Source organism: Embleya sp. NPDC025285 (assembly GCF_055558835.1).
In genome coordinates this window covers 70,927-92,009 of the sequence record NZ_JBVHLU010000036.1, presented here as the reverse complement: position 1 = coordinate 92,009, position 21,083 = coordinate 70,927, and the positions used below count along the sequence as shown (strand labels likewise).

The 21,083-nt window shown below is 68.2% G+C and carries 15 protein-coding genes and 1 tRNA gene; 3 read left to right on the top strand and 13 right to left on the bottom strand.

Annotated elements, in window-relative coordinates; genetic code table 11:
- Window positions 1–92: 92 nt before the first annotated feature.
- The 4 genes from pgfA to polA all read right to left on the bottom strand — a co-directional run bounded on the left by pgfA (window position 93) and on the right by polA (window position 5,501).
- Window positions 93–1,121 carry a cell envelope lipid trafficking protein PgfA gene (pgfA, locus tag ACZ4FV_RS24495; protein WP_395862541.1) on the bottom strand — a complete coding sequence of 343 codons (1,029 nt, stop codon included), beginning with the start codon at window positions 1,119–1,121 and terminating at the stop codon, window positions 93–95.
- Window positions 1,122–1,187: 66 nt separating this feature from the next.
- A complete protein-coding gene (locus ACZ4FV_RS24490) occupies window positions 1,188–1,325 on the bottom strand; it encodes a hypothetical protein (protein WP_395862540.1) in 138 nt (45 codons plus the stop codon).
- A 113-nt stretch (window positions 1,326–1,438) separates the two neighbouring features.
- Window positions 1,439–2,641 (bottom strand): lytic transglycosylase domain-containing protein, encoded by a 1,203-nt coding sequence (locus ACZ4FV_RS24485; RefSeq protein ID WP_395862538.1) that lies wholly within the window; start codon window positions 2,639–2,641, stop codon window positions 1,439–1,441.
- A 121-nt stretch (window positions 2,642–2,762) separates the two neighbouring features.
- Window positions 2,763–5,501 carry a DNA polymerase I gene (gene polA, locus ACZ4FV_RS24480; protein ID WP_395862536.1) on the bottom strand — a complete coding sequence of 913 codons (2,739 nt, stop codon included), beginning with the start codon at window positions 5,499–5,501 and terminating at the stop codon, window positions 2,763–2,765.
- 55 nt (window positions 5,502–5,556) lie between these two features.
- On the opposite strand from polA, the gene ACZ4FV_RS24475 reads away from it, so the two are divergent.
- The gene (locus ACZ4FV_RS24475) at window positions 5,557–5,985 is read left to right on the top strand and encodes a hotdog fold thioesterase (protein ID WP_395862535.1); all 429 of its coding nucleotides are present in this window, start codon (window positions 5,557–5,559) and stop codon (window positions 5,983–5,985) included.
- An 85-nt stretch (window positions 5,986–6,070) separates the two neighbouring features.
- On the opposite strand, the gene ACZ4FV_RS24470 is transcribed toward ACZ4FV_RS24475, so the two are convergent.
- From ACZ4FV_RS24470 to ACZ4FV_RS24445, 6 genes are all read right to left on the bottom strand, one after another.
- On the bottom strand, window positions 6,071–6,775 hold the full coding sequence (locus ACZ4FV_RS24470) for an ABC transporter ATP-binding protein (protein WP_395862796.1): 705 nt from the start codon (window positions 6,773–6,775) through the stop codon (window positions 6,071–6,073).
- A gap of 80 nt (window positions 6,776–6,855) precedes the next feature.
- Window positions 6,856–7,776 (bottom strand): ABC transporter ATP-binding protein, encoded by a 921-nt coding sequence (locus ACZ4FV_RS24465; RefSeq protein WP_395862533.1) that lies wholly within the window; start codon window positions 7,774–7,776, stop codon window positions 6,856–6,858.
- Window positions 7,773–9,194: a branched-chain amino acid ABC transporter permease gene (locus ACZ4FV_RS24460; protein WP_395862531.1), complete on the bottom strand. Its 1,422-nt coding sequence runs from the start codon at window positions 9,192–9,194 to the stop codon at window positions 7,773–7,775. Before ACZ4FV_RS24460 ends, ACZ4FV_RS24465 begins: the two co-directional genes overlap by 4 nt.
- Window positions 9,191–10,114: a branched-chain amino acid ABC transporter permease gene (locus ACZ4FV_RS24455; protein ID WP_391582582.1), complete on the bottom strand. Its 924-nt coding sequence runs from the start codon at window positions 10,112–10,114 to the stop codon at window positions 9,191–9,193. The genes ACZ4FV_RS24460 and ACZ4FV_RS24455 overlap by 4 nt, the downstream gene beginning before the upstream one ends.
- Window positions 10,115–10,215: 101 nt before the next feature.
- The gene (locus ACZ4FV_RS24450) at window positions 10,216–11,421 is read right to left on the bottom strand and encodes a branched-chain amino acid ABC transporter substrate-binding protein (protein ID WP_395862529.1); all 1,206 of its coding nucleotides are present in this window, start codon (window positions 11,419–11,421) and stop codon (window positions 10,216–10,218) included.
- A 285-nt stretch (window positions 11,422–11,706) separates the two neighbouring features.
- Window positions 11,707–12,327, bottom strand: coding sequence for an ANTAR domain-containing response regulator (locus tag ACZ4FV_RS24445; RefSeq protein ID WP_395862527.1), 621 nt, complete (start codon window positions 12,325–12,327; stop codon window positions 11,707–11,709).
- Between the two features lie 109 nt (window positions 12,328–12,436).
- Here ACZ4FV_RS24445 and ACZ4FV_RS24440 point away from each other — a divergent pair.
- Window positions 12,437–12,514: transfer RNA gene (locus tag ACZ4FV_RS24440), tRNA-Leu, on the top strand.
- 69 nt (window positions 12,515–12,583) lie between these two features.
- On the top strand, window positions 12,584–13,348 hold the full coding sequence (locus tag ACZ4FV_RS24435; protein WP_395862525.1) for a helix-turn-helix domain-containing protein: 765 nt from the start codon (window positions 12,584–12,586) through the stop codon (window positions 13,346–13,348).
- Window positions 13,349–13,396: 48 nt separating this feature from the next.
- On the opposite strand, the gene pyk is transcribed toward ACZ4FV_RS24435, so the two are convergent.
- The 3 genes from pyk to gltB all read right to left on the bottom strand — a co-directional run bounded on the left by pyk (window position 13,397) and on the right by gltB (window position 21,033).
- Window positions 13,397–14,821 carry a pyruvate kinase gene (gene pyk / locus ACZ4FV_RS24430; RefSeq protein ID WP_395862523.1) on the bottom strand — a complete coding sequence of 475 codons (1,425 nt, stop codon included), beginning with the start codon at window positions 14,819–14,821 and terminating at the stop codon, window positions 13,397–13,399.
- A 208-nt stretch (window positions 14,822–15,029) separates the two neighbouring features.
- Window positions 15,030–16,490 carry a glutamate synthase subunit beta gene (locus ACZ4FV_RS24425; RefSeq protein ID WP_395862522.1) on the bottom strand — a complete coding sequence of 487 codons (1,461 nt, stop codon included), beginning with the start codon at window positions 16,488–16,490 and terminating at the stop codon, window positions 15,030–15,032.
- Window positions 16,483–21,033, bottom strand: a complete 4,551-nt coding sequence (gene gltB / locus ACZ4FV_RS24420) for a glutamate synthase large subunit (protein WP_402231709.1) — start codon at window positions 21,031–21,033, stop codon at window positions 16,483–16,485. The genes ACZ4FV_RS24425 and gltB overlap by 8 nt, the downstream gene beginning before the upstream one ends.
- Window positions 21,034–21,083: the final 50 nt, after the last annotated feature.

The window sequence follows — 21,083 nt, the reverse complement described above, 5'->3', positions numbered from 1 at the left end:
CCCTCGCTCGTGACTTCGTGTCCCTCCGCTTCGCTCCGGGGCACGAAGTCAAAGTTCTGCGGCTCCGCCGCTCTCCGCGCTTCGCGCGTCGATCAGTGGGGGTGGGCTGGGTCGGGGGCGCTGACGCGCGTGGGGGTGTCCGGGGTGTCGGCGGTTTTCGGGGTGGTGGGCGGTGGGGTCGGGCGGGATTTGCGGTCGGTGATGAATTGCAGGGCCACCGCGATGAGGAAGAGGACTACGCCGGTCACCAGGAGGGCCAAGGGGACGGTGTCGTGGACGGCGCGGAGCTTTTTGCTCTGGTCCTTGGCGTCGGCGATCAGCTTTTGGGACCACTCGGGGCGGGGCTTGAAGGTGCCTTCGAAGACCTTGGTGACCACGGGCCGGGCGTTGGGGTCGTCGGCGGGCGGGGAGGTGCGCAGCTCCTCGGTACGGGTCTCCTCCAGGTAGACCGGGATGCCGGTGACCGGCTCGACCCACATCCGGCGGGTCGCGGTGTACCAGAGCTGCATGCCCTGCTTCTCGACCGCGATCGGGTCCAGGCCGCCGGGGAGCTGCTTGGGCATCGGGACCTTCATCCACGGCACCTCCTGCTCGAAGCGGTAGGTCTGAAGCCCGTCCCGCTTCGCGGTGCCCTTGTACGCGATCACATTCGCGCTGTGCGCCTGCGAGTCGTAGTAGTTGTAGTCGCGCTTGCCGGTGAAGAACGGCCACTTGTAGGCGAGCCCGGTGTGCGCGGCGGGCGCGCCGTCGATCGACTCGCCGCAGCAGTTCCGGGGGATCTGCCCCGCCGCCTCGAACGCGTAGCGCTCGGGAAGTTGGGTGACGACCTTGCCGGTGCTGTCCAGGACGGCCAGGTTCAGGTCCCACACGACGGTGCCGTCCTTCGAAGCCTTGGCGTCCGGGCGGATCGTCTGGATCGCGGTGATCCTGGCCTTGCCCGGCCCCTCGGGGGCACCCAGGAGCGTGGCGTCGGTCGCGTCCAGGACCACCACCCGGTAGGCGTCCTCGCCGGACAGCGCCCGGGCCACCATCTTCGGGAAGACGAACTCGCGCAGCAGCGGCGCCAGCGCCACGCAGAACACTGCCGCGACCAGCAGGATCAGACTGGACTTACGACGCATCGAGGTGGACCCCTTGCCGATGGAACCGGGTACGGATTCGGGCCGCCGCTAGCCCGGCCCTACGCCTCAGGGGCGTGCGGGCGGGCTGGTGACCTGGAGCGGCTCGTGTACCGGCGCGGGATCGGCGGCGACGCACGCGTTCAGCGCGAACGCGGCCCCCACGGCCAGGAGCGCCCCGACCACGATCGCTGCGAAGGAACGCATCCGGCGGTCCACCCTTCCTGCTGCCTCGGCCGCCGTCCCGGCGGCCGACGATGGGGCACGGTAGCAAGAAACAAGAACAGGTTCCCGTTTTTTGAGGATCGGATTCCGGCCGACTACGGCGTGGCCGCGGCTCCCGAGGCCGACGTCGAGGCCGAGGCGTTCGCCGGGTCGCCGGTGCCGGTGGACGTGCTCGACGGCGACCCCGAACGCGAACCCGAGGCCGTGGCCGGCTTGCTCGTGGCGGGCTTGCCCGTGGCCGGCTTGTCGGTGGTCTGCTTCGGCGGCGGGGTCGACTTGGCGGGGGGCTGCCGGGCGTCCGGAACGGACCGGGCCCCGGTCGCGTAGTACGTCATCCACGACATCACGTTGCGGACGTACTCGTCCGAATGGTTGTAGGACAGGATCGCCGCGTTCAGACCCGCCCCGGTGGACAGGTCCCGGTTGCCCGCGCACAGGTAGCGGCCCGCGGTCAGCGTCGCGTCGAAGATGTTCTGCGGGTTGATCTGGCCGTCCCGGTTGCCGTCCATCCCCCAGCCCTTCCAGGTGGAGGGGATGAACTGCATCGGGCCCACCGCGCGGTCGAACTCGGTGTCGAAGTCGTAGCGGCCGCCGTCGGTGTCGGTGATCCGGGCCCACGGACCGCCGTCCAGGCGCGGGCCCAGGATCGGGGTGACCGCCGTACCGTCCACGGTCACGTTGCCGCCGTACGCGTGCTCCGACTCGACCCGACCGATGCCCGCGAGCAGCGTCCACGGCAGTTTGCACCCCGGATCCATCCGGGCCAGGTTGGACGCGGCCTGTTGATAGGCCAGCAACACCGTCTGTGGGATGCCGCCGGTGCCGGTCGCGGTGGTCCCGCGGGTGCCGGCCGCGGCGGTCGGCGTCCCCGGCGCGGCGGTGGTGGGCGGCGCGGACGTGGTGGGCGCGCCCGGCAGCGCCGCCGGCAGCACCGGCGGCGGCGCTTCGAAGTGGGTCGGGCCGCCGCCGTTGGCCGAAGTGCCGTTCTCCGGCGCCGGATCGGACAACCTCGGCAGATCCGAGGTGGGCACCCGGTGCGCGGTGACCATGGTGAACGGGGACTGCACCGCCGCGCCGCACGCCAGCACCACCAGGATCGCCGCCGCGCTGCCCACCCACGGGTTCAGGATGCGTCTGCGCTTGGCGGGAGCGTCCGGCTCGCCCGATACCGGCGGCGCCACGGGACCCGGCTCCGACGCGGGAGCGGTGGCGGATATGCGCTCCGCCACCACCTCCACCGCGTCCACATCCGGCGTACCCGGCTTCTGCGGATCGGGCCCCGACTCGGCCTCTTCCACGAAGCTCCCCCCTCTGTGCGCAAGTTCGACTTCACACCGGTCGTCCTCGACCACCGGTGACCCGTGCGAACCTATGCCGGCCACGGCCGGCTCTCCACCCCCACGGCGCACTCATTCACGATCAGTGACCCGCGTCCTCCCAGTTCGCCCCGAAACCGACCGACACGTCCAGCGGGGCGCGCAGCGGATACGCGCCGGCCATCTCCCGACGCACCAGCACCTCCAGCCGCTCCCGCTCGCCCGGCGCCACCTCCAGGACCAGTTCGTCGTGAACCTGGAGCAGTATCCGCGAGGCCAGCTTCTCCTCCCGCATCGCCCGATCCACCGCCAACATCGCGACCTTGACGATGTCCGCCGCCGAACCCTGGATCGGCGCGTTCAACGCCATCCGCTCGGCCATCTCCCGACGCTGGCGGTTGTCGCTGGTCAGGTCCGGCAGATAGCGCCGCCGACCGAACACCGTCTCGGTGTACCCGGTCTGCCGGGCCTCCTCGACCACCTTGTGCAGATAGTCGCGCACCCCGCCGAACCGCTCGAAGTACGTCTCCATCAGCCCGCGCGCCTCACCCGGCTCGATGTCCAACTGCTGCGAGAGACCGAACGCGGAGAGCCCGTACGCCAATCCGTACGACATCGCCTTGATCTTGCTGCGCAGCGCGTGATCCACCGCCTCCGGAGCCACCGAGAAGACCTGCGCGGCCATCGTCGAATGCAGGTCCTCCCCCGTCGTGAACGCCTCGATCAACGCCACGTCCTGGGACAGGTGGGCCATGATCCGCAACTCGATCTGGCTGTAGTCCGCCGTCAACAAGCCCTCGAAACCCTCGCCGACCACGAACGAGCGCCGGATCAGCCGCCCCTCCTCGGTCCGGATCGGGATGTTCTGCAGGTTCGGATCCTGCGAGGACAACCGGCCCGTGGCCGCCACCGTCTGATTGAACGTGGTGTGGATGCGCCCGTCGTCGGCGACCGTCTTGATCAGACCCTCGACCGTGGTGCGCAGCCGGGTCTGATCGCGGTGGCGCAACAGGATCACCGGCAACTCGTTGTCGGTCTGCCCCGCCAGCCAGGTCAACGCGTCCGCGTCGGTGGTGAAACCGGTCTTGATCTTCTTGGTCTTGGGCAGGCCCAGCTCGTTGAACAGGATCTCCTGCAACTGCTTGGGCGAACCCAGGTTGAACTCGTGCCCTACCGCCGCGTGCGCCTCGTCCGTGGCCTGCTTCACCGCCGCCGCGAACTGCTCCCGGAGCGACTCCAGATACGGCAGATCCGCCGCGATACCCAACTGCTCCATCCGCGCCAGCACCGGCAGCAGCGGCAACTCCATGTCCTGGAGCAGCTCCAGACCGCCCTTGGCGGCCAACTCCACATCCAGCGCCGCCGCCAGGTCCACCACCGCGCGGGCCGCCAACATCAGCGCCGCACCCGGCTCCGCCTCGTCCTGATCGGACATGTCCAACGCGAGCTGCCCATCGCCCGCGCCGCTCTGGTCCACCTTCAGCTCACGACCCAAAAAGCGCTCGACCAGCGTCTCCAACGCGAACGAGCGCTGCCCGGGCAACACCAGATACGCGCCCAGCGCGGTATCGCTGGTGACCCCCCACAACGCCCAGCCGCGCGCGGCCAACGCCAGGATCGGGCCCTTCGCGTCGTGCACCGCCTTGGTCCGCTGCGGATCCGCCAACCAGGCCGCCAGCGCCGCGTCGTCGTTCTCGTCCATGCCCAACGGGTCCACGAACGCCGCCGCGCCGTCCGCCGCGGCGAACGCCAGCCCCTTGACCTCGCCGGTCCCGCGCCCCCAAGCGCCGTCCACCGCGAGCCCGGTGCGCTCGGTGCCCGCCGCGTGCTCCTCCAGCCACGCGGTCAGCCCGCCCGGCTCCACCACCGTGGTGTCCAGCTCGAAACCCGGCTCGGCCTCGATCACCTCCGGCACCAGCCCCGGATCCACCGCCCACAACCGGTCCCGGAAGTTGGTGTTGCGGAACTCCAGCGTGTCCAGCACCACCTCGATCGCCGCCCGGTCGAACGGCTTGCGCTCCAGATCGGCCGGCGACACCTCCAGCTCGACCTCGCGCACCAGCTCGGTCAACCGCCGGTTGAGCTTGACGTTGTCCAGGTGATCGCGCAGATTCTGCCCCGCCTTGCCCTTGACCTCGTCCGCGCGCTCCATCAGCTCGGCGAACGAACCGAACTCGCGAATCCACTTCGCGGCCGTCTTCTCGCCCACCCCCGGAATGCCCGGCAGATTGTCGCTCGGGTCGCCGCGCAACGCCGCGAAGTCGGGATACTGCGCCGGCGTCAGCCCGTACTTCTCCTCCACCGCCTCCGGAGTGAACCGGTGCAGCTTGCTCACGCCCATCATCGGATACAGCACCGTGACGTCCGAGGTGACCAACTGCAACGCGTCCCGGTCGCCGGTGAGGATCAACACCTCGAAGCCCTCGGACGCGGCCCGGGTGGCCAGCGTGGCGATCACGTCGTCCGCCTCGTAGCCCGCCACCCGCATGGTCGGCACGCCCATCGCGGTCAGTTCCTCGACGATCAGCTCGACCTGGCCCTTGAACTCCTCCGGAGTCTCCGACCGGTTCGCCTTGTAATCCGGGAACTCCTCGGTGCGAAACGACTGCCGGGACACATCGAACGCCACACCCAGATGGGTCGGCGCCTCGTCCCGCAACACGTTCACCAACATCGACGTGAACCCGTAGACCGCCTGGGTCGGTTGGCCCGTCGCGGTACTCATCGACGCTTCCTTGAGCGCGTAGAACGCCCGATACGCCAACGAGTGCCCGTCGAGGAGCAGAAGTCGCGGCCGGGAACCGGCGGGAACGGAGGTCTGGGGGGTCTGAGTCGCTGCCACGACCGCGATCCTAGGCTGTCAGGCCGACACAACCACGTATCCGGAGGACCGGCCCATGCCCGACGAGACCACCGCGCCCAACCTCGACGAGGTCCTGGCATTCATGAACATCGGCAACCAGGAGACCCTGTCCGACCGGATGGGGATCACCTTCGTGGAGGCCACCGCCCAACGCGTCGTGGCCACCATGCCGGTCAAGGGCAACACCCAGCCGTACGGACTCCTGCACGGCGGCGCCTCCTGCGTCCTCGCCGAAACCCTCGGCTCCGTCGGCTCCGCACTGCACGCCGGCCCCGACGCGATCACCCTGGGCATCGAGATCAACGCCACCCACCACCGCTCCGCCAAAACGGGCCTGGTCACCGGCGTGGCCACCCCGGTACACCTGGGCCGCACCCTGGCCACCTACGAGATCGTCATCACCGACGAGGACGACAAGCGGGTCTGCACCGCGCGCCTGAGCTGCATGATCAAACGCGGCTGACCAAACGCGGCCGACCGAGCCGCGCCGGCGAACGGCGCCGCGCGGTGAAGGGGCCGACCCCCTCCACCACGCGGCCACCGCGGCGCTACGCGCCCTCGCCCAGATACGCCTCGCGTACCTTCGGGTCCGACAACAGCTGCTCGGCCGGACCGGACAACACCACCGAACCGGTCTCCAGGGCATAACCCCGGTGCGCCAGCCGCAGCGCCTGCGCCGCGTTCTGCTCGACCAGCAACACCGTGGTGCCCTGCTCGTTGATCTCCCGGATGATCTCGAAGATCTGCGCCACGATCAGCGGCGCCAGACCCATCGACGGCTCGTCCAGGAGCAGCAGCTTCGGCTGCCCCATCAACGCCCGCCCGATCGCCAGCATCTGCTGCTCGCCACCGGACAACGTGCCCGCGAGCTGCGACCGCCGCTCGGCCAGCCGCGGGAACAACTCGAACACCCGGTCCAACTCGGCCCTGGGCACCGACTTGAACCGGTACGCGCCCATGTTCAGGTTCTCCGTGACGGTCATCGCCGGGAACACCCGGCGACCCTCCGGAGAATGCCCGATCCCCAACCCCACCACGTGATGCGCCGGCACCCCGTCGATCCGCTCGCCGCGCCAGCGCACCTCGCCCTCACGCGGCGTCAACAGACCCGAGATGGTGCGCAGCGTCGTGGTCTTGCCCGCGCCGTTGGCGCCGAGCAGCGCCACGATCTCGCCCTCGTTCACCTCGATGTGCACGCCCTTGAGCGCCTGGATGGCGCCGTAGAACACGTGCAGGTCATCAAGCTCCAGCATCTTCTTACGGGGTGTCGTCGCGGTGCTCGCGGCCGGTTTGGCCAGCCCGACCGCGTCCGTGCCCTTGGACTCGGCGGTGCTCATCGCTGCTCCTCCCCGTCCCGCTGCGCGGGGACCGTACCGTCCGACTCGCCCGCGGCCTCGGCATCCGAGGCGGCGACCATCTCGGCGGCCATCTCCGATCCCAGATAGGCCGCGACGACCTCGGGATTGCGCTGCACCTCGGCAGGCGAGCCGGAGGCGATCACCTTGCCGAAGTTGAGCACCGTGACCCGGTCCGCCACCGACATCACCAGGCGCATGTCGTGCTCGATCAAAAGCACGCTGATACCCAGCTCGCGGTTGATCCGGCGGATCAACACCTCCAGCTCGAGCTTCTCGGTCGGGTTCGTGCCCGCCGCCGGCTCGTCCAGGAGCAACACCTGCGGATCGGTGGCCAACGCGCGGGCGATCTCCAGGCTGCGCTGCTGCCCGTAGGACAACGACGCGGCCAACTCGTTGAGCAGCCCGTCCAGCCCCACGAAGTGCAACAGCTCCAGCGCCCGCTTGTCGCTCTCGCGATCCTCGCGCCGCGCGTTCGGCAGCCCCAGCATGATCGACACCGGGCCGGCCTTCTGCCGGGTCTCCGCCGCGATCTTCACGTTCTCCAGCGCGGTCAGCGCGCCGAACAGGCGAATGTTCTGGAACGTGCGGGCCACCCCGAGCCGGTTCACCAGGTGCGGCTTGCGCCCCTTGAGCGAATGCTCGGCACCCGCCCGGTCGCGCAGCACGATGCTGCCTTCCTGCGGGACGTACATCCCGGTGAGCGAATTGAACAACGACGTCTTGCCCGCGCCGTTGGGACCGATCACCGCGAGAATCTCGCCGCGGTGCAGGTCCAACGCCACATCGGACAGACCCACCAGGCCACCGAAGCGCAGCGTCACACCGCGCACCCGCATGACCTGATCGGCGGGATCCACCCGCGGCCCGTCGTCCGCCTTCGTCGTGGTGATGCTCACGTCATCCTCCCGCCGGCCGGCTCCGACATCGCGTCCGCGTCGCCGAGACCCGCCTTGGCCATGCTCAACTCGCGCTTGCGCCGAACCGAGGGAATCAGGCCCTGCGGGCGGTAGATCATCATGATGATCAACAGCGCGCCCAGGTACATGAATCGGTCGTTCGGGTTGACCCAGTCCTTCATGTACTGCGGCAACCAGGCCAGGAACGCCGTCCCGATGATCACGCCCCACAGCGAGCCCATGCCACCGAAGATGACGTAGGCCACCACCAGCACCGAGAACAGCAGCAGGAAGCTCTCCGGACTGATGAACCGAGCCTTGCTCGCGTACGCGACACCGGCGATGCCGGAGGTCGACGCGCCGATCGCGAACGCCATCAACTTGAACTTCACCGTCGGCACACCGGTCGCCGACGCCGCCACCTCGTCCTCGCGGATCGCGGTCCAGGCCCGACCCACCCGGGAGTGCTCCAACCGCAGGAACGCGATGATCAGGATCGTGGCGATGCCGATCAGCAGGTACCAGTAGGGCACCGGGTCCAGTTCCCAGTCGTAGTCGATCGGACCGACGTGCACCCCGAAGTTCGAGATGCCCTGGACCCCGCGCGGACCGTTGGTGAAGTCGTCCGCGTTCTTGGCGATCAGATAGATGATCTCGTGGAAACCCAGCGTCACGATCGCCAGGTAGTCACCGCGCAGCCGCAACGTCGGCGCGCCGAGCAGCAACCCGGCCAGCAGACACGTGGCCACCGCCACCGGGATCACCAGGAACGCGTTCAGCGTGAACGGCGGATCCACCGGCATCGCGCCGGTCCAGTACGCCGTGCTGTACGCCCCGATCGCGAAGAACGCGATGAAGCCCAGGTCGAGCAGACCCGCCCAGCCGATCACCACGTTCAGGCCGATCGCGAGCAGGACGTAGATCGCCACCTCGTTGACCAGAACCTGGTTCCAGAAGGTGGACAACAGATTCGGCAGCAGGATCAGCAGGCCGATCACCACGGCCGAGAAGCCGATCCGGACCCAAACGATCCTGCGCAGGTTCGCCGACGTCGCCCGGGTCTGCGCGATCAAGCCCTTGACCGGGCCGGTCACCGGCGTGTGGAACCGGTCCAGCGGACCGACACTCGCGGCCAGATAGCGGTTGTACAGCGGCTTGGCGAACTCCAGGACCGCCCACAGCGCCACCGCGCCCAGGACCCACCACACCAGACGCATCGACCCGAGGGTCTTGTCCAGCGAGAAGAACACGTCCTCGCGGCTGCCCTGTGGACCACTCATCACGTCCAGCAGCACCGCCGCCGAGACGGTGCCCACCAGGCGACCGACCATCGGCTGCTGATACCAGCGCTTGCGCCGCAACTTGGCCAGCGCCGAACCCGTCGGCGCGAGATCCCTGTCCTCAGTCGTCGTGGTCACGCCGATCTCCCCAACCGCTCGCCCAGGATGCCGGTCGGCCGGAACATCAGCACCAGGACCAGCACCGCGAAGGCACTGACGTACCGCCACGACTCACCGAAGATCGGCGAAGAGAAGCTCTCCACGATGCCGAGCAGCATGCCGCCCATCATCGCGCCGCGAATGTTGCCGACCCCGCCCACGACCGCCGCGGCGAACGCGGTGATACCCGGCAGGAAGCCCATCGTGAACGACAACTGCAGATGCAGGCCGAACAGGAAGCCGGCGATACCGCCCATGAACCCGCCGATGATGAACGTCCGCGAGATCACCTTGTCGATGTCCACACCCATCAGGCCCGCCGTCTCGGCGTCCTGCGCCACCGCCCGGATACCCGAGCCCAGCTTGGTGCGGTTCACCAGGTAGTCCAGACCGACCATCATCAGCACCGCCGCACAAACGATGAGCAGCTGCAGGATGGTGACCTGGGTGCCGAAGACCGAGAAGACCTTCTTGTTCTCGAACACCGTCGGCAGTGCGCGCGAGTCGCGACCGAACAACTTCCCCGCAAGGTTCTGCAGGAAGTAGGAGGCCCCGATCGCGCTGATCAGGAACGCCAACCGAGGCGCGTTCCTGCGTCTGAGCGGTCTATAGGCGACTTTTTCCAGCGTAAAGGCCGTGGCCGCGCCGGCGGTACCGGAAACGGCCAGACCGGCCGCGACCAACAACACCGACATGAACGTCGTCGGATTGCTGCTCGGGTCGATCCAGGTCAAGGCGAGAAGCGCCGAATAGGCGCCCACCATGAACACTTCACTGTGTGCGAAGTTGATGAGTTGCAGAACGCCATAGACCAGGGTATAGCCGATGGCGATCACCGCGTACAACGCACCGAGCATGATCCCTGGAATAAGGTAATCCAGGATTTCATCAGGTTGCATAAGGAAAGCTTCCTCAAGAAAACCGGACGGGCCCGGGTCTTCCCGAAAACTCCGGGAAGACCCGGGCCCGATCGTCAGGTAGCGCCGCCCGATCTATCGGGTCAGCCGCCCACGAGCTGGTCGATGTCGCCCATGTAGCCGATCTTGCCGCCCTTCACCTGGTAGATGAAGGTCGTCGCGCCGTCGAATTCACCGTTCGGCAGGAACTTGAAGGTCTTGGTCAGACCCTTGTACGAGGCACCCTTGAGCTTGGTCAGCATCGCCTCGCGGGTGATCTTCTCCGCGCCGAAGGACTTCATCTGCTCGATCACCAGGTTGGCGATGTCGAACGACTCCGCCGAGTAGGTGCTCGGGTTCGTGTTGAAGCGCTTCTTGTAGTCGTCCGTGAACTGCTTCGTGGCCGCCTCGACGTTCGCGTCGGCGCACGGGCAGGTCAGGAACCAGTCGTTCGCGGCGTCCCCGGCGAGCGAGACGAACTGCGAGTCGTTGGTGCCGTCACCGGAGAACTTGGGACCGGTGAACCCGGCCTCCTTGAGCTTCTTGGCGAACGGCGCGCCGTCCTGGTAGTAGCCCGCGTAGATCATGGCGTCCGCGCCGGAGTTCTTGATCTTCGTGGAGATCGGACCGTAGTCCGGGGTCGCCTTCGGCACGCTGTCCGAGACGACCTGGACGCCGGCCTTGGTCAGCTCGTCCTTGGCGACCTTCGACAGACCCACGCCGTACTCGGTCTTGTCGTCGACGACGAAGACCTTTTTGACCTGAAGCTTCTTCGACAGGTACTTCGCCATCCCGCCGCCCTGGGCGTTGTCGTTCGGCGCCCCGCGCAGGAACGCGGTGAAATTGTTCTCCGCGTTCGTCAGGGACGGGTTGGTCGCCGACGGGGACACCGTGGCGAGCTTCGCCTTGGCGTAGTTCGGCGACGCGGCCTTGGTGGGGCCGGAGAAGGCGGGGCCGACGACGGCAACAACGTTGTTGTCGTCGATCAGCTTTTGCGCCGCGGAGACCGACTTCGTCTCCGACGCCTCGTCGTCCGAGGTCTTGAACTTGAGCGTGAAGGGAAGATCGCCCTTCGCGTTGGCCTGCTCGACGGCGAGACGTGCGCCGTTCTCTTCGTTGATGCCAAGCTGGGCATTCTCCCCCGAGAGCCCCGCTTGGAAACCTATGGTCCAGGTCGGCTTGTTACCACCACCGGGGGCGGTGCTGCCGCCTTCCTTCTTCTTGTCGTCATCGTCACTGCCGCACGCGGAAAGCACGAGTGCCGCTGCCGCGATGGGCAGCGCGATTTTGATCACGCGTCGCTTGAGCACAGCAAACCCCAACCCCTTGTAGAAAAAGTTCGGAGCCCGCATCGGGGCGCCTTCACAAACCGCGATGAACATGCGGTGCCCGGAATGTAGTCCGGCGGGAAGGGCAGCGGCAGTCCGCCGACTGAGATGTGATGCGCCCGTAACCAGAAGTAATCCAAAAGAAACAGTGAATGAAATCTATCGATCCAAAGTGATCAAATATGATCATCCGATGCCGGGAAAACGACGAACCCGCCCGATTTGACCGCAATCGGGCGGGTTCGTGGGAGATTGAGGGAGGCTGGGTCAGTCGGCGACGTCGCCTCCGGACACCACGACCTCGGCCACCGTGCGCATCGACATCCGACGGTCCATCGAGGCCTTCTGGATCCAGCGGAACGCCTCGGGCTCGGACATCCCGTACTTCTCCTGCAACACACTCTTGGCACGATCGACCAGCTTGCGCGTCTCCAGCCGCTGGGTGAGGTCGCCGACCTCACGCTCCAGGGCGGCCAGTTCGGTGTAGCGCGAGACGGCCATCTCGATCGCCGGGACGAGGTCGCCCTTGGTGAACGGCTTGACCAGATACGCCATCGCACCGGCGTCCCGGGCCCGCTCCACCAGCTCGCGCTGGGAGAAGGCGGTCAACATCAGCACGGGGGCGAGGCGGGCCTTCGCGATCTGCTCTGCAGCCGAGATGCCATCGAGTATCGGCATCTTCACGTCCAGGATGACCAGGTCGGGCCGGCACTCGTGGACCAGCTCCACGGCCCGCTGGCCGTCTCCGGCCTCACCGACGACGTGGTACCCCTCTTCCTCCAACATCTCTTTCAGATCGAGCCGGATCAGCGCCTCGTCCTCGGCAATGACGACACGGGCGCGGTGGCTGTCCTGCGATGCGGCGGGCGGCTGCGTGGCGGCGGTCACGTCGCTCCTCGATCAGGGAAATGGTGCGGACACGAGGGTACCGAGAGGCGGTATGGTGTTCCTCGTGCAGGGGGCGACCTCGTTTGATACGAGGCGTTCCCAGGTCAGCGCCCCGGTAGCCCAATTGGCAGCAGGCAATGGATTCAAAACCCATACAGTGTCGGTTCGAGTCCGACTCGGGGCACCAACTAGTCCGATCGAGTGAATCGCACTCGAACATCTGAACCAGCGAGTGGCTGCGGCACACCGTGGTTCCATGCATGACCCCGATCTCCGTCGCCAGGCAATCACTCTGCTGCGGGCAGGCGTCTCCAATGCCGACGTGGCTCGCAGGCTGCGTATCCCGCCAGGGACCGTGGGCTCTTGGCTACACACGGAGCGTTTTCGTCACGGCGACCTCCCTGTACGACGCCGGGCCCTTTGCTTCCGTTGTCTGGAACTCGACGTCGATCGCCCGGCATACGCCTACCTGCTCGGCCTCTATCTCGGCGACGGCCACATCGTGGCCGGCCCCCGCGCGTACAGCCTCAGAATCTCCTGCGCCAACGCGTGGCCGGGCCTGATGCGGGAATGCGCCGATGCCATTGCGCGCGTCCTCCCGGGCTCCGCGTCGAACTTCGTACCCCGCCGAGGGTGTACAGACATCAAGCGCTACTCACAACACTGGCCATGCCTGTTCCCCCAGCACGGCCCCGGCCGCAAGCACGAGCGGTCGATCGTCCTCGAATCCTGGCAACAGGACATCGTCCGAGCCGAGCCCTGGGCCCTCGTGCGCGGCCTCATCCACTCCGACGGCTGTCGGAACATGAACTGGACCACCCGCATGGTCGCCGGCGAGCGCAAGCGCTACGAGTACCCGCGCTACCTGTTCACCAACGAGTCCACGGACATCATGCGCATCCTCACGACCACGCTGGACCAACTCGGTGTCGAGTGGAGGTTCGCCCGGCGCAACAACCTTTCGGTCGCCCGCCGTGCCTCCGTCGCACTCATGGACGAACACGTCGGCCCCAAGTACTGACGGCCCGTCACCCAGTGGGTGACGGGCCGTCGGTACTACGACAGGGTCCTACTCGTTGGGCAGATCCCCTATGTGGTGCAGGCGGATCAGGTTGGTCGATCCGGGAACGCCGGGCGGGGAGCCGGCCGTGATCACGACCAGGTCGCCCTTCTTGCAGCGGCCGATCGCGAGCAGTGCCGCGTCCACCTGACGAACCATCTCGTCGGTGTGGCTACACAGCGGCCCGAGGAAGGTCTCCAGGCCCCACGTGAGCGCCAGGCGGCTGCGCACCGCCGGCTCCGGGGTGAAGGCCAGCATCGGGATCATCGAGCGGTACCGGGACAACCGGCGGCCCGTGTCACCGCTCTGGGTGAACGCCACCAGGTACTTGGCGTCCAGTCGTTCGGCGATCTCGATCGCGGCCTTCGCGATCACGCCGCCCTGGGTGCGCGGACCGGCCAGACCGCGGATCTCCTCCTGCATCGCGGAGGAGTCCTCGGCCGCGACCACGATCCGCGCCATGGTCTTGACGGTCTCGATCGGATACTTGCCGACCGAGGTCTCGCCCGACAGCATGACCGCGTCCGTGCCGTCCAGGACGGCGTTGGCGACGTCGGACGCCTCCGCCCGGGTGGGGCGCGAGGCGCTGATCATCGAGTCGAGCATCTGGGTGGCGACGATGACGGGCTTGGCGTTGGCCCGGGCCAGTGTGATCGCGCGCTTCTGCACGATCGGCACGGCCTCCAGCGGCATTTCGACGCCGAGGTCGCCGCGGGCGACCATGATGGCGTCGAAGGCGTGGACGATCTCCTCGAGGTTGTCCACCGCCTGTGGCTTCTCGATCTTCGCGATCACCGGGAGTCGGACGCCGACCTCGTCCATGATCTTGTGGACGTCCTCGATGTCCTTCGCGGCGCGCACGAAGGACAGCGCGATCATGTCCGCACCGAGGTTGAGGCCCCACTTGAGGTCCTCGATGTCCTTCTCGGACAGCGCGGGCACGCTCACGGCCACACCGGGGAGGTTGAGCCCCTTGTGGTCGGAGACCATGCCGCCCTCGATGACGATCGTGTGCACGCGCGGGCCCTCGACGTCGACGACCTCCAGGGTGACCCGGCCGTCGTCGATGAGGATCCGCTCGCCCTTGGTGACGTCGGCGGTCAGCCCCTTGTAGGTGGTGCCGACCTCGTGCTTGTCGCCGGGGACGTCCTCGGTCGTGATCGTGAACTCGTCGCCGCGCTCCAGGAGCACGGGGCCTTCGGCGAAGGTCTCCAGGCGGATCTTGGGGCCTTGGAGGTCGACGAGGATGCCGACGCTGCGACCGGATTCGTCGGATGCCCGACGGACGCGGTGATAGCGCTCCTCGTGCTCGGCGTACGCGCCGTGGCTGAGGTTGAAGCGGGCTACATCCATGCCTGCGTCGACCAGCGTGCGGATCTGTTCATACGAATTGGTGGCAGGGCCCAGGGTGCAGACAATTTTGGCTCGACGCATGGTCAGAGCCTAGTTCCTACCGCCCGGTAAGCCGTACCCGCGTCCGGTATATGGCGCTTTTCCAACATGCGGAAAGGGCGTCGCAACGGCGACGCCCTTTCCTGTTCACGCGACTTTCGTCACATATTCAAACTCGTACCGCGCGATCACACCGCGTCACGCCGGGTCGGTGCGGATCCGCACGGATCCGCACCGGATCCGCGCCCGATCACACCGTGAGCGGCCGATCGGTGGGCCGGATCGGCGTCGGCAGGTTGGTGCCGCCGGTCAGCCACGCGTCCACCGCGGCCGCGCACGAGCGGCCCTCGGCGATCGCCCAGACGATCAGCGACTGTCCGCGCCCGGCGTCGCCGGCCACGAACACGCCGTCCACGTTGGTCGCGAAGCTCTCGTCGCGTGCCACGTTGCCGCGCTCGTCCAGGGCGAGTCCGAGCTGTTCGACCAGCCCGTTGGAGCGGTCGGTCCCGGTGAAGCCCATCGCCAGGAACACGAAGTCCGCCGGGATCTCCCGCTCGCTGCCGGGTACCGGCACGAAGCGGCCGTCCTTGAACTCGACCTCGACCAGCTTGAGCGCCTTGACCCGGCCGTCCTCGCCGGCCACGAACTCCTGGGTGTTGACCGCGTACACACGCTCGCCACCCTCCTCGTGCGCGCTGGCCACCCGGTAGGTCATCGGGTACGTCGGCCACGGCTGCGCGGCGGGCCGCTCCTCCGAGGGCCGGGGCATGATCTCGAGCTGGGTGACCGAGGCCGCGCCCTGGCGGTGCGCGGTGCCCAGGCAGTCGGCACCGGTGTCGCCGCCGCCGATGATCACCACGTGCTTGCCGGCCACGTCGATCGGCGAGGCGACCAGGTCGCCTTCCTGCACCTTGTTGGCGAACGGCAGGTATTCCATCGCCTGGTGCACACCGCCGAGTTCGCGCCCGGGGATGGGCAGGTCACGTGCGGCGGTGGCGCCGGCGGCGATCACCACAGAGTCGTAGCGCCGGCGCAGCTTGGCCGCGTCCAGGTCGGTGCCGATCTGCATGCCGGTGTAGAACTTGGTGCCTTCCGCGCGCATCTGCTCGATGCGCCGGTTGATGTGCCGCTTCTCCATCTTGAACTCGGGGATGCCGTAGCGCAGCAGTCCGCCGATCCGGTCGGCCCGCTCGTACACGGCGACGGTGTGGCCGGCCCGGGTGAGTTGTTGGGCGACGGCGAGGCCGGCGGGGCCGGAGCCGATCACCGCGACGGTCTTGCCGGAGAGCCGGTCGGGCGGTTGCGGGGCGACGTTGTTGTCGTCCCAGGCCCGGTCGATGATCGAGACCTCGACGTTCTTGATGGTGACCGGGGGCTGGTTGATGCCGAGTACGCAGGCGGCCTCGCACGGGGCGGGGCACAGTCGGCCGGTGAACTCGGGGAAGTTGTTGGTCGCGTGCAGTCGTTCGCTCGCGGCCTGCCAGTCGTCGCGCCAGACCAGGTCGTTCCACTCGGGGATGATGTTCCCCAGCGGGCAGCCGTTGTGGCAGAACGGGATGCCGCAGTCCATGCAGCGGCCGGCCTGTTCGGTGATGATCGGGAGCAGTGTGCGCTCCTCGTACACCTCCTTCCAGTCCCGGATGCGCACGTCGACGGGGCGACGCTTGCCGAGCTCTTGGGGCGTGGTCAAAAAGCCCTTCGGGTCAGCCATGAACCGCCTCCATCATCTTCTGGACGATCTCGGTCTCGGTGAGACCGGCTCGCTCGGCGGCGTCCTTGGCGGCGAGCACTGCCTTGTAGTCCCTGGGCAGGATCTTGGTGAAGCGCCGGGAGGCGGCGTCCCAGTCGGAGAGCAGGGTCTCGGCGACGGCCGAGCCGGTCTCCTCGTGGTGCCGGCGCACAACGTCGTGCAGTTCGGCGCTGTCGAGGGCGTCGAGTTCCTCGACGCCGACGAGTTCGGTGTTGATGTTGTTCGGGTCGGCGTCGAGCAGGTAGGCGACGCCTCCGGACATGCCGGCGGCGAAGTTGCGGCCGGTGCGGCCGAGGACGACGGCCCGGCCTCCGGTCATGTATTCGCAGCCGTGGTCGCCGACGCCTTCGACGACGGCGGTGGCGCCGGAGTTGCGTACGCAGAAGCGTTCGCCGACGACGCCGCGCAGGTAGATCTCGCCGCCGGTGGCGCCGTAGCCGATGACGTTGCCGGCGATGATGTTGTCCTCGGCGGCGAAGCCGGCGGAGCGGTGCGGGCGGACGGTGATCCGGCCGCCGGACAGGCCCTTGCCGACGTAGTCGTTGCCGTCGCCTTCGAGGCGCAGGGTGATGCCCTTGGGCAGGAAAGCGCCGAAGGATTGGCCGGCGGAGCCGGTGAGGGTGATGTCGATGGTGTCGTCGGGCAGGCCGGCGCCGCGGTAGCGCTTGGTGACCTCGTGGCCGAGCATCGTGCCGACGGTGCGGTTGGTGTTTTGCACCGGGAGGTTGATGACGACCCGCTCGCCGTTCTGCAGCGCGTCGGCGCTGAGTTGGATGAGTTGGTTGTCCAGGGCCTTGGCCAGTCCGTGGTCCTGCGGGCTGGTGTGGTGCAGGGCCGTGCCCTCGGCGAGCGCGGGCACGTGGAAGAGCGGCGCGAGGTCGAGGCCTTCGGTCTTCCAGTGTCGGATCGCCGCGCTGGTGTCGAGGAGTTCGGCGTGGCCGACGGCCTCTTCCAGGGTGCGGAAGCCGAGTTCGGCGAGCAGTTCGCGGACTTCTTCGGCGATGAACTCGAAGAAGTTGACGACGTGGTCGGCCTGGCCGTTGTACCGCTCGCGCAGCACGGGGTTTTGTGTGGCGACGCCCACGGGGCAGGTGTCGAGGTGGCAGACGCGCATCATCACGCAGCCGGAGACGACGAGGGGCGCGGTGGCGAAGCCGTATTCCTCGGCGCCGAGCAGGGCGGCGACCAGCACGTCGCGGCCGGTCTTGAGCTGGCCGTCGGTCTGCACGACGATGCGGTCGCGCAGGCCGTTGAGCAGCAGTGTCTGCTGGGTTTCGGCGAGGCCGAGTTCCCAGGGGCCGCCGGCGTGCTTGAGCGAGGTGAGCGGGGAGGCGCCGGTGCCGCCGTCGTGGCCGGAGATGAGCACCACGTCGGCGTGTGCCTTGGACACGCCGGCCGCGACCGTGCCGACGCCGACTTCGGCGACCAGCTTCACGTGCACCCGAGCCGCCGGGTTGGCGTTCTTGAGGTCGTGGATGAGCTGGGCGAGGTCTTCGATCGAGTAGATGTCGTGGTGCGGCGGCGGCGAGATGAGGCCGACGCCGGGGGTGGAGTGTCGGGTGCGGGCGACCCACGGGTAGACCTTGTGGCCGGGCAGTTGGCCGCCTTCGCCGGGCTTGGCGCCCTGGGCCATCTTGATCTGGATGTCGTCGGCGTTGACCAGGTATTCGCTGGTGACGCCGAAGCGTCCGGAGGCGACCTGCTTGATCGCCGAGCGCCGCTGGGGGTCGTACAGCCGCTCGGGGTCCTCGCCGCCTTCACCGGTGTTGGACTTGCCGCCGAGCCGGTTCATCGCGATGGCCAGCGTCTGGTGCGCTTCCATCGAGATGGAGCCGTAGGACATGGCGCCGGTGGAGAAGCGCTTGACGATCTCGGAGATCGGCTCGACCTCGTCGATCGGGATCGACTCGCGGGCGCCGGTCTTGAACGCGAACAGGCCGCGCAGCGTCATCAGCCGCTTGGACTGCTCGTCCACGCGCTCGGTGTACTTCTTGAAGATGTCGTAGCGCCGGGTGCGGGTGGAGTGCTGGAGGCGGAAGACCGTTTCGGGGTCGAACAGGTGCGGTTCGCCTTCGCGGCGCCACTGGTACTCGCCCCCGATCTCCAGTCGGCGGTGCGAGGGGGCGATGCCGGTGGGCGGGTAGGCCTTGGCGTGCCGGCGGGCGACCTCCTCGGCGACGACGTCCAGGCCGATGCCGCCGAGCTTGCTGGTGGTGCCGGTGAAGTATTCGGCGACGAAGTCGGCGGCGAGGCCGACGGCTTCGAACACCTGGGCGCCGCGGTAGGAGGCGACGGTGGAGATGCCCATCTTGGACATCACCTTCAGCACGCCCTTGCCGAGTGCCTTGATCAGGTTGCGGATCGCCTGTTCGGGGGCGATGTCGCCGAGGAAGACGCCGTCGCGGACCAGGTCCTCGACGGATTCCATCGCGAGGTAGGGGTTGACGGCGGCGGCGCCGTAGCCGATGAGCAGCGCGATGTGGTGCACCTCGCGCACGTCGCCGGCTTCGACGATCAGGCCGACCTGGGTGCGGGTCTTGGTGCGGATCAGGTGGTGGTGTACGGCGGAGGTGAGCAGCAGCGAGGGGATCGGCGCGTGCTCGGCGTCCGAATGGCGGTCGGAGAGGACCACGATGCGGGCACCGTCGGCGATCGCGCCGGTGGTCTCGGCGCGGATCTCCTCGAGGCGCTTGGCCAGTGCCGCGCCGCCGCCGTCGACGGGGTAGAGCCCGGAGATGGTGACGGCCTTCAGGCCGGGCTGGTCGCCGTCGAGGTTGATGTGGATCAGCTTGGCGAGTTCGTCGTTGTCGAGCACCGGGAAGGGCAGGACGACGTTGCGGCAGTCGGCGGGCTGGGCGTCGAGCAGGTTGCCCTCGGGGCCGACGAAGCTGCCCAGCGAGGTGACCAGTTCCTCGCGGATGGCGTCCAGCGGCGGGTTGGTGACCTGCGCGAAGAGCTGGACGAAGTAGTCGAAGAGCAGTCGCGGCTTGGCGGACAGCGCGGCGATCGGGCTGTCGGTGCCCATCGAGCCGAGCGGTTCGCCGCCGGAGCGGGCCATCGGCGCCAGGATGACGCGCAGTTCTTCCTCGGTGTAGCCGAAGGTCTGCTGGCGGCGCGAGACGGAGGCGTGCGTGTGCACGACGTGTTCGCGCTCGGGCAGGTCCTCGAGGTTGATCAGGCCCGCGTGCAGCCATTCCTGGTAGGGGTGTTCGGCGGCGAGCGCGGTCTTGATCTCGTCGTCCTCGACGATCCGCCGGGCCTGGGTGTCCACGAGGAACATCCGGCCGGGCTGGAGCCGGCCCTTGCGCACGATCCGCGCCGGGTCGATGTCCAGGACGCCGACCTCGGAGGAGAGCACGACCAGGCCGTCGTCGGTGACCCAGTAGCGCGAGGGTCGCAGGCCGTTGCGGTCCAGGACCGCGCCGATCAGGGTGCCGTCGGTGAAGGTGACGCAGGCCGGGCCGTCCCACGGTTCCATCACGGTGGCGTGGAACTTGTAGAAGGCGCGCCGGGCGGCGTCCATCGTGGCGTGGTTCTCCCACGCCTCGGGGATCATCATCAGCACGGCGTGCGGGAGCGGCCGACCGCCCAGGTGGAGCAGTTCCAGCACCTCGTCGAAGGACGCGGAGTCGGACGCCTCGGGGGTGCAGATCGGGTACAGCCGGCTCAGGTCGCCGGGGATCAGGTCGGTGGCGAGCATCGACTCGCGCGCGGCCATCCAGTTGCGGTTGCCCTTGACGGTGTTGATCTCGCCGTTGTGCGCGATGAAGCGGTACGGGTGGGCGAGCGGCCAGGCCGGGAAGGTGTTGGTGGAGAACCGCGAGTGCACGAGGCCGATCGCGGATGCCAGGCGCCGGTCGGACAGGTCCGGGAAGAACGGCTCCAGTTGCCCGGTGGTGAGCATGCCCTTGTAGACGAGGGTGCGCGCGGAGAGCGAGGCGAAGTAGACGTCGACCTCGCGCTCGGCGCGCTTGCGCAGCGCGAACGCGAGCCGGTCCAGGGCGATCCCGGTGACGGTGTCGTCGACGCCGGCCACGAACAGTTGGGCGAAGCGCGGCATGGTCTCGGCGGCCATGGTGCCGACCAGGCCGGGCGTGGTGGGCACCTCGCGCCAGCCGAGCACGCGCAGGTTCTCCTCGGCGGCGATGCGCTCGATGGAGGACTTGGCGCGGCCGGCGTGCACGTCGTCGTCGGGCAGGAAGGCGATGCCGACCGCGTAGCCGCCGGCGGCGGGCAGGTCGAAGCCCGCGCTCTCGCGCAGGAAGGCGTCCGGGACCTGGATGAGGATGCCCGCGCCGTCGCCGGTGTCGGCCTCGGCGCCGGTGGCGCCCCGGTGCTCCATGTTCCGCAGGACGGTCAGGGCCTGGTCGACGATGTCGTGGCTGGGCTCGCCGGTGAGCGTGGCCACGAATCCGACACCACAGGCGTCGTGCTCGTTACGGGGGTCGTACAACCCCTGTGCCGCGGGAATCGCGGAGAAGAGGGGGCCCGGAGTTGCGGGCATGGCAGGAGGCATGGGCGCTCCCGTCGTCGTCGTGGCGTGTGGTGCGCAAC

Excerpts from the sequence above, each read along its gene's own strand:
- ACZ4FV_RS24490 (WP_395862540.1), bottom strand. The coding sequence starts at position 1,325 with ATGCGTTCCTTCGCAGCGATCGTGGTCGGGGCGCTCCTGGCCGTGGGG.
- pyk (WP_395862523.1), bottom strand. The coding sequence starts at position 14,821 with ATGCGTCGAGCCAAAATTGTCTGCACCCTGGGCCCTGCCACCAATTCG.
- ACZ4FV_RS24425 (WP_395862522.1), bottom strand. The coding sequence starts at position 16,490 with ATGGCTGACCCGAAGGGCTTTTTGACCACGCCCCAAGAGCTCGGCAAG.
- ACZ4FV_RS24435 (WP_395862525.1), top strand. The coding sequence starts at position 12,584 with ATGCATGACCCCGATCTCCGTCGCCAGGCAATCACTCTGCTGCGGGCA.
- ACZ4FV_RS24455 (WP_391582582.1), bottom strand. The coding sequence starts at position 10,114 with ATGCAACCTGATGAAATCCTGGATTACCTTATTCCAGGGATCATGCTC.
- ACZ4FV_RS24475 (WP_395862535.1), top strand. The coding sequence starts at position 5,557 with ATGCCCGACGAGACCACCGCGCCCAACCTCGACGAGGTCCTGGCATTC.
- gltB (WP_402231709.1), bottom strand. The coding sequence starts at position 21,033 with ATGCCCGCAACTCCGGGCCCCCTCTTCTCCGCGATTCCCGCGGCACAG.
- ACZ4FV_RS24470 (WP_395862796.1), bottom strand. The coding sequence starts at position 6,775 with ATGCTGGAGCTTGATGACCTGCACGTGTTCTACGGCGCCATCCAGGCG.
- pgfA (WP_395862541.1), bottom strand. The coding sequence starts at position 1,121 with ATGCGTCGTAAGTCCAGTCTGATCCTGCTGGTCGCGGCAGTGTTCTGC.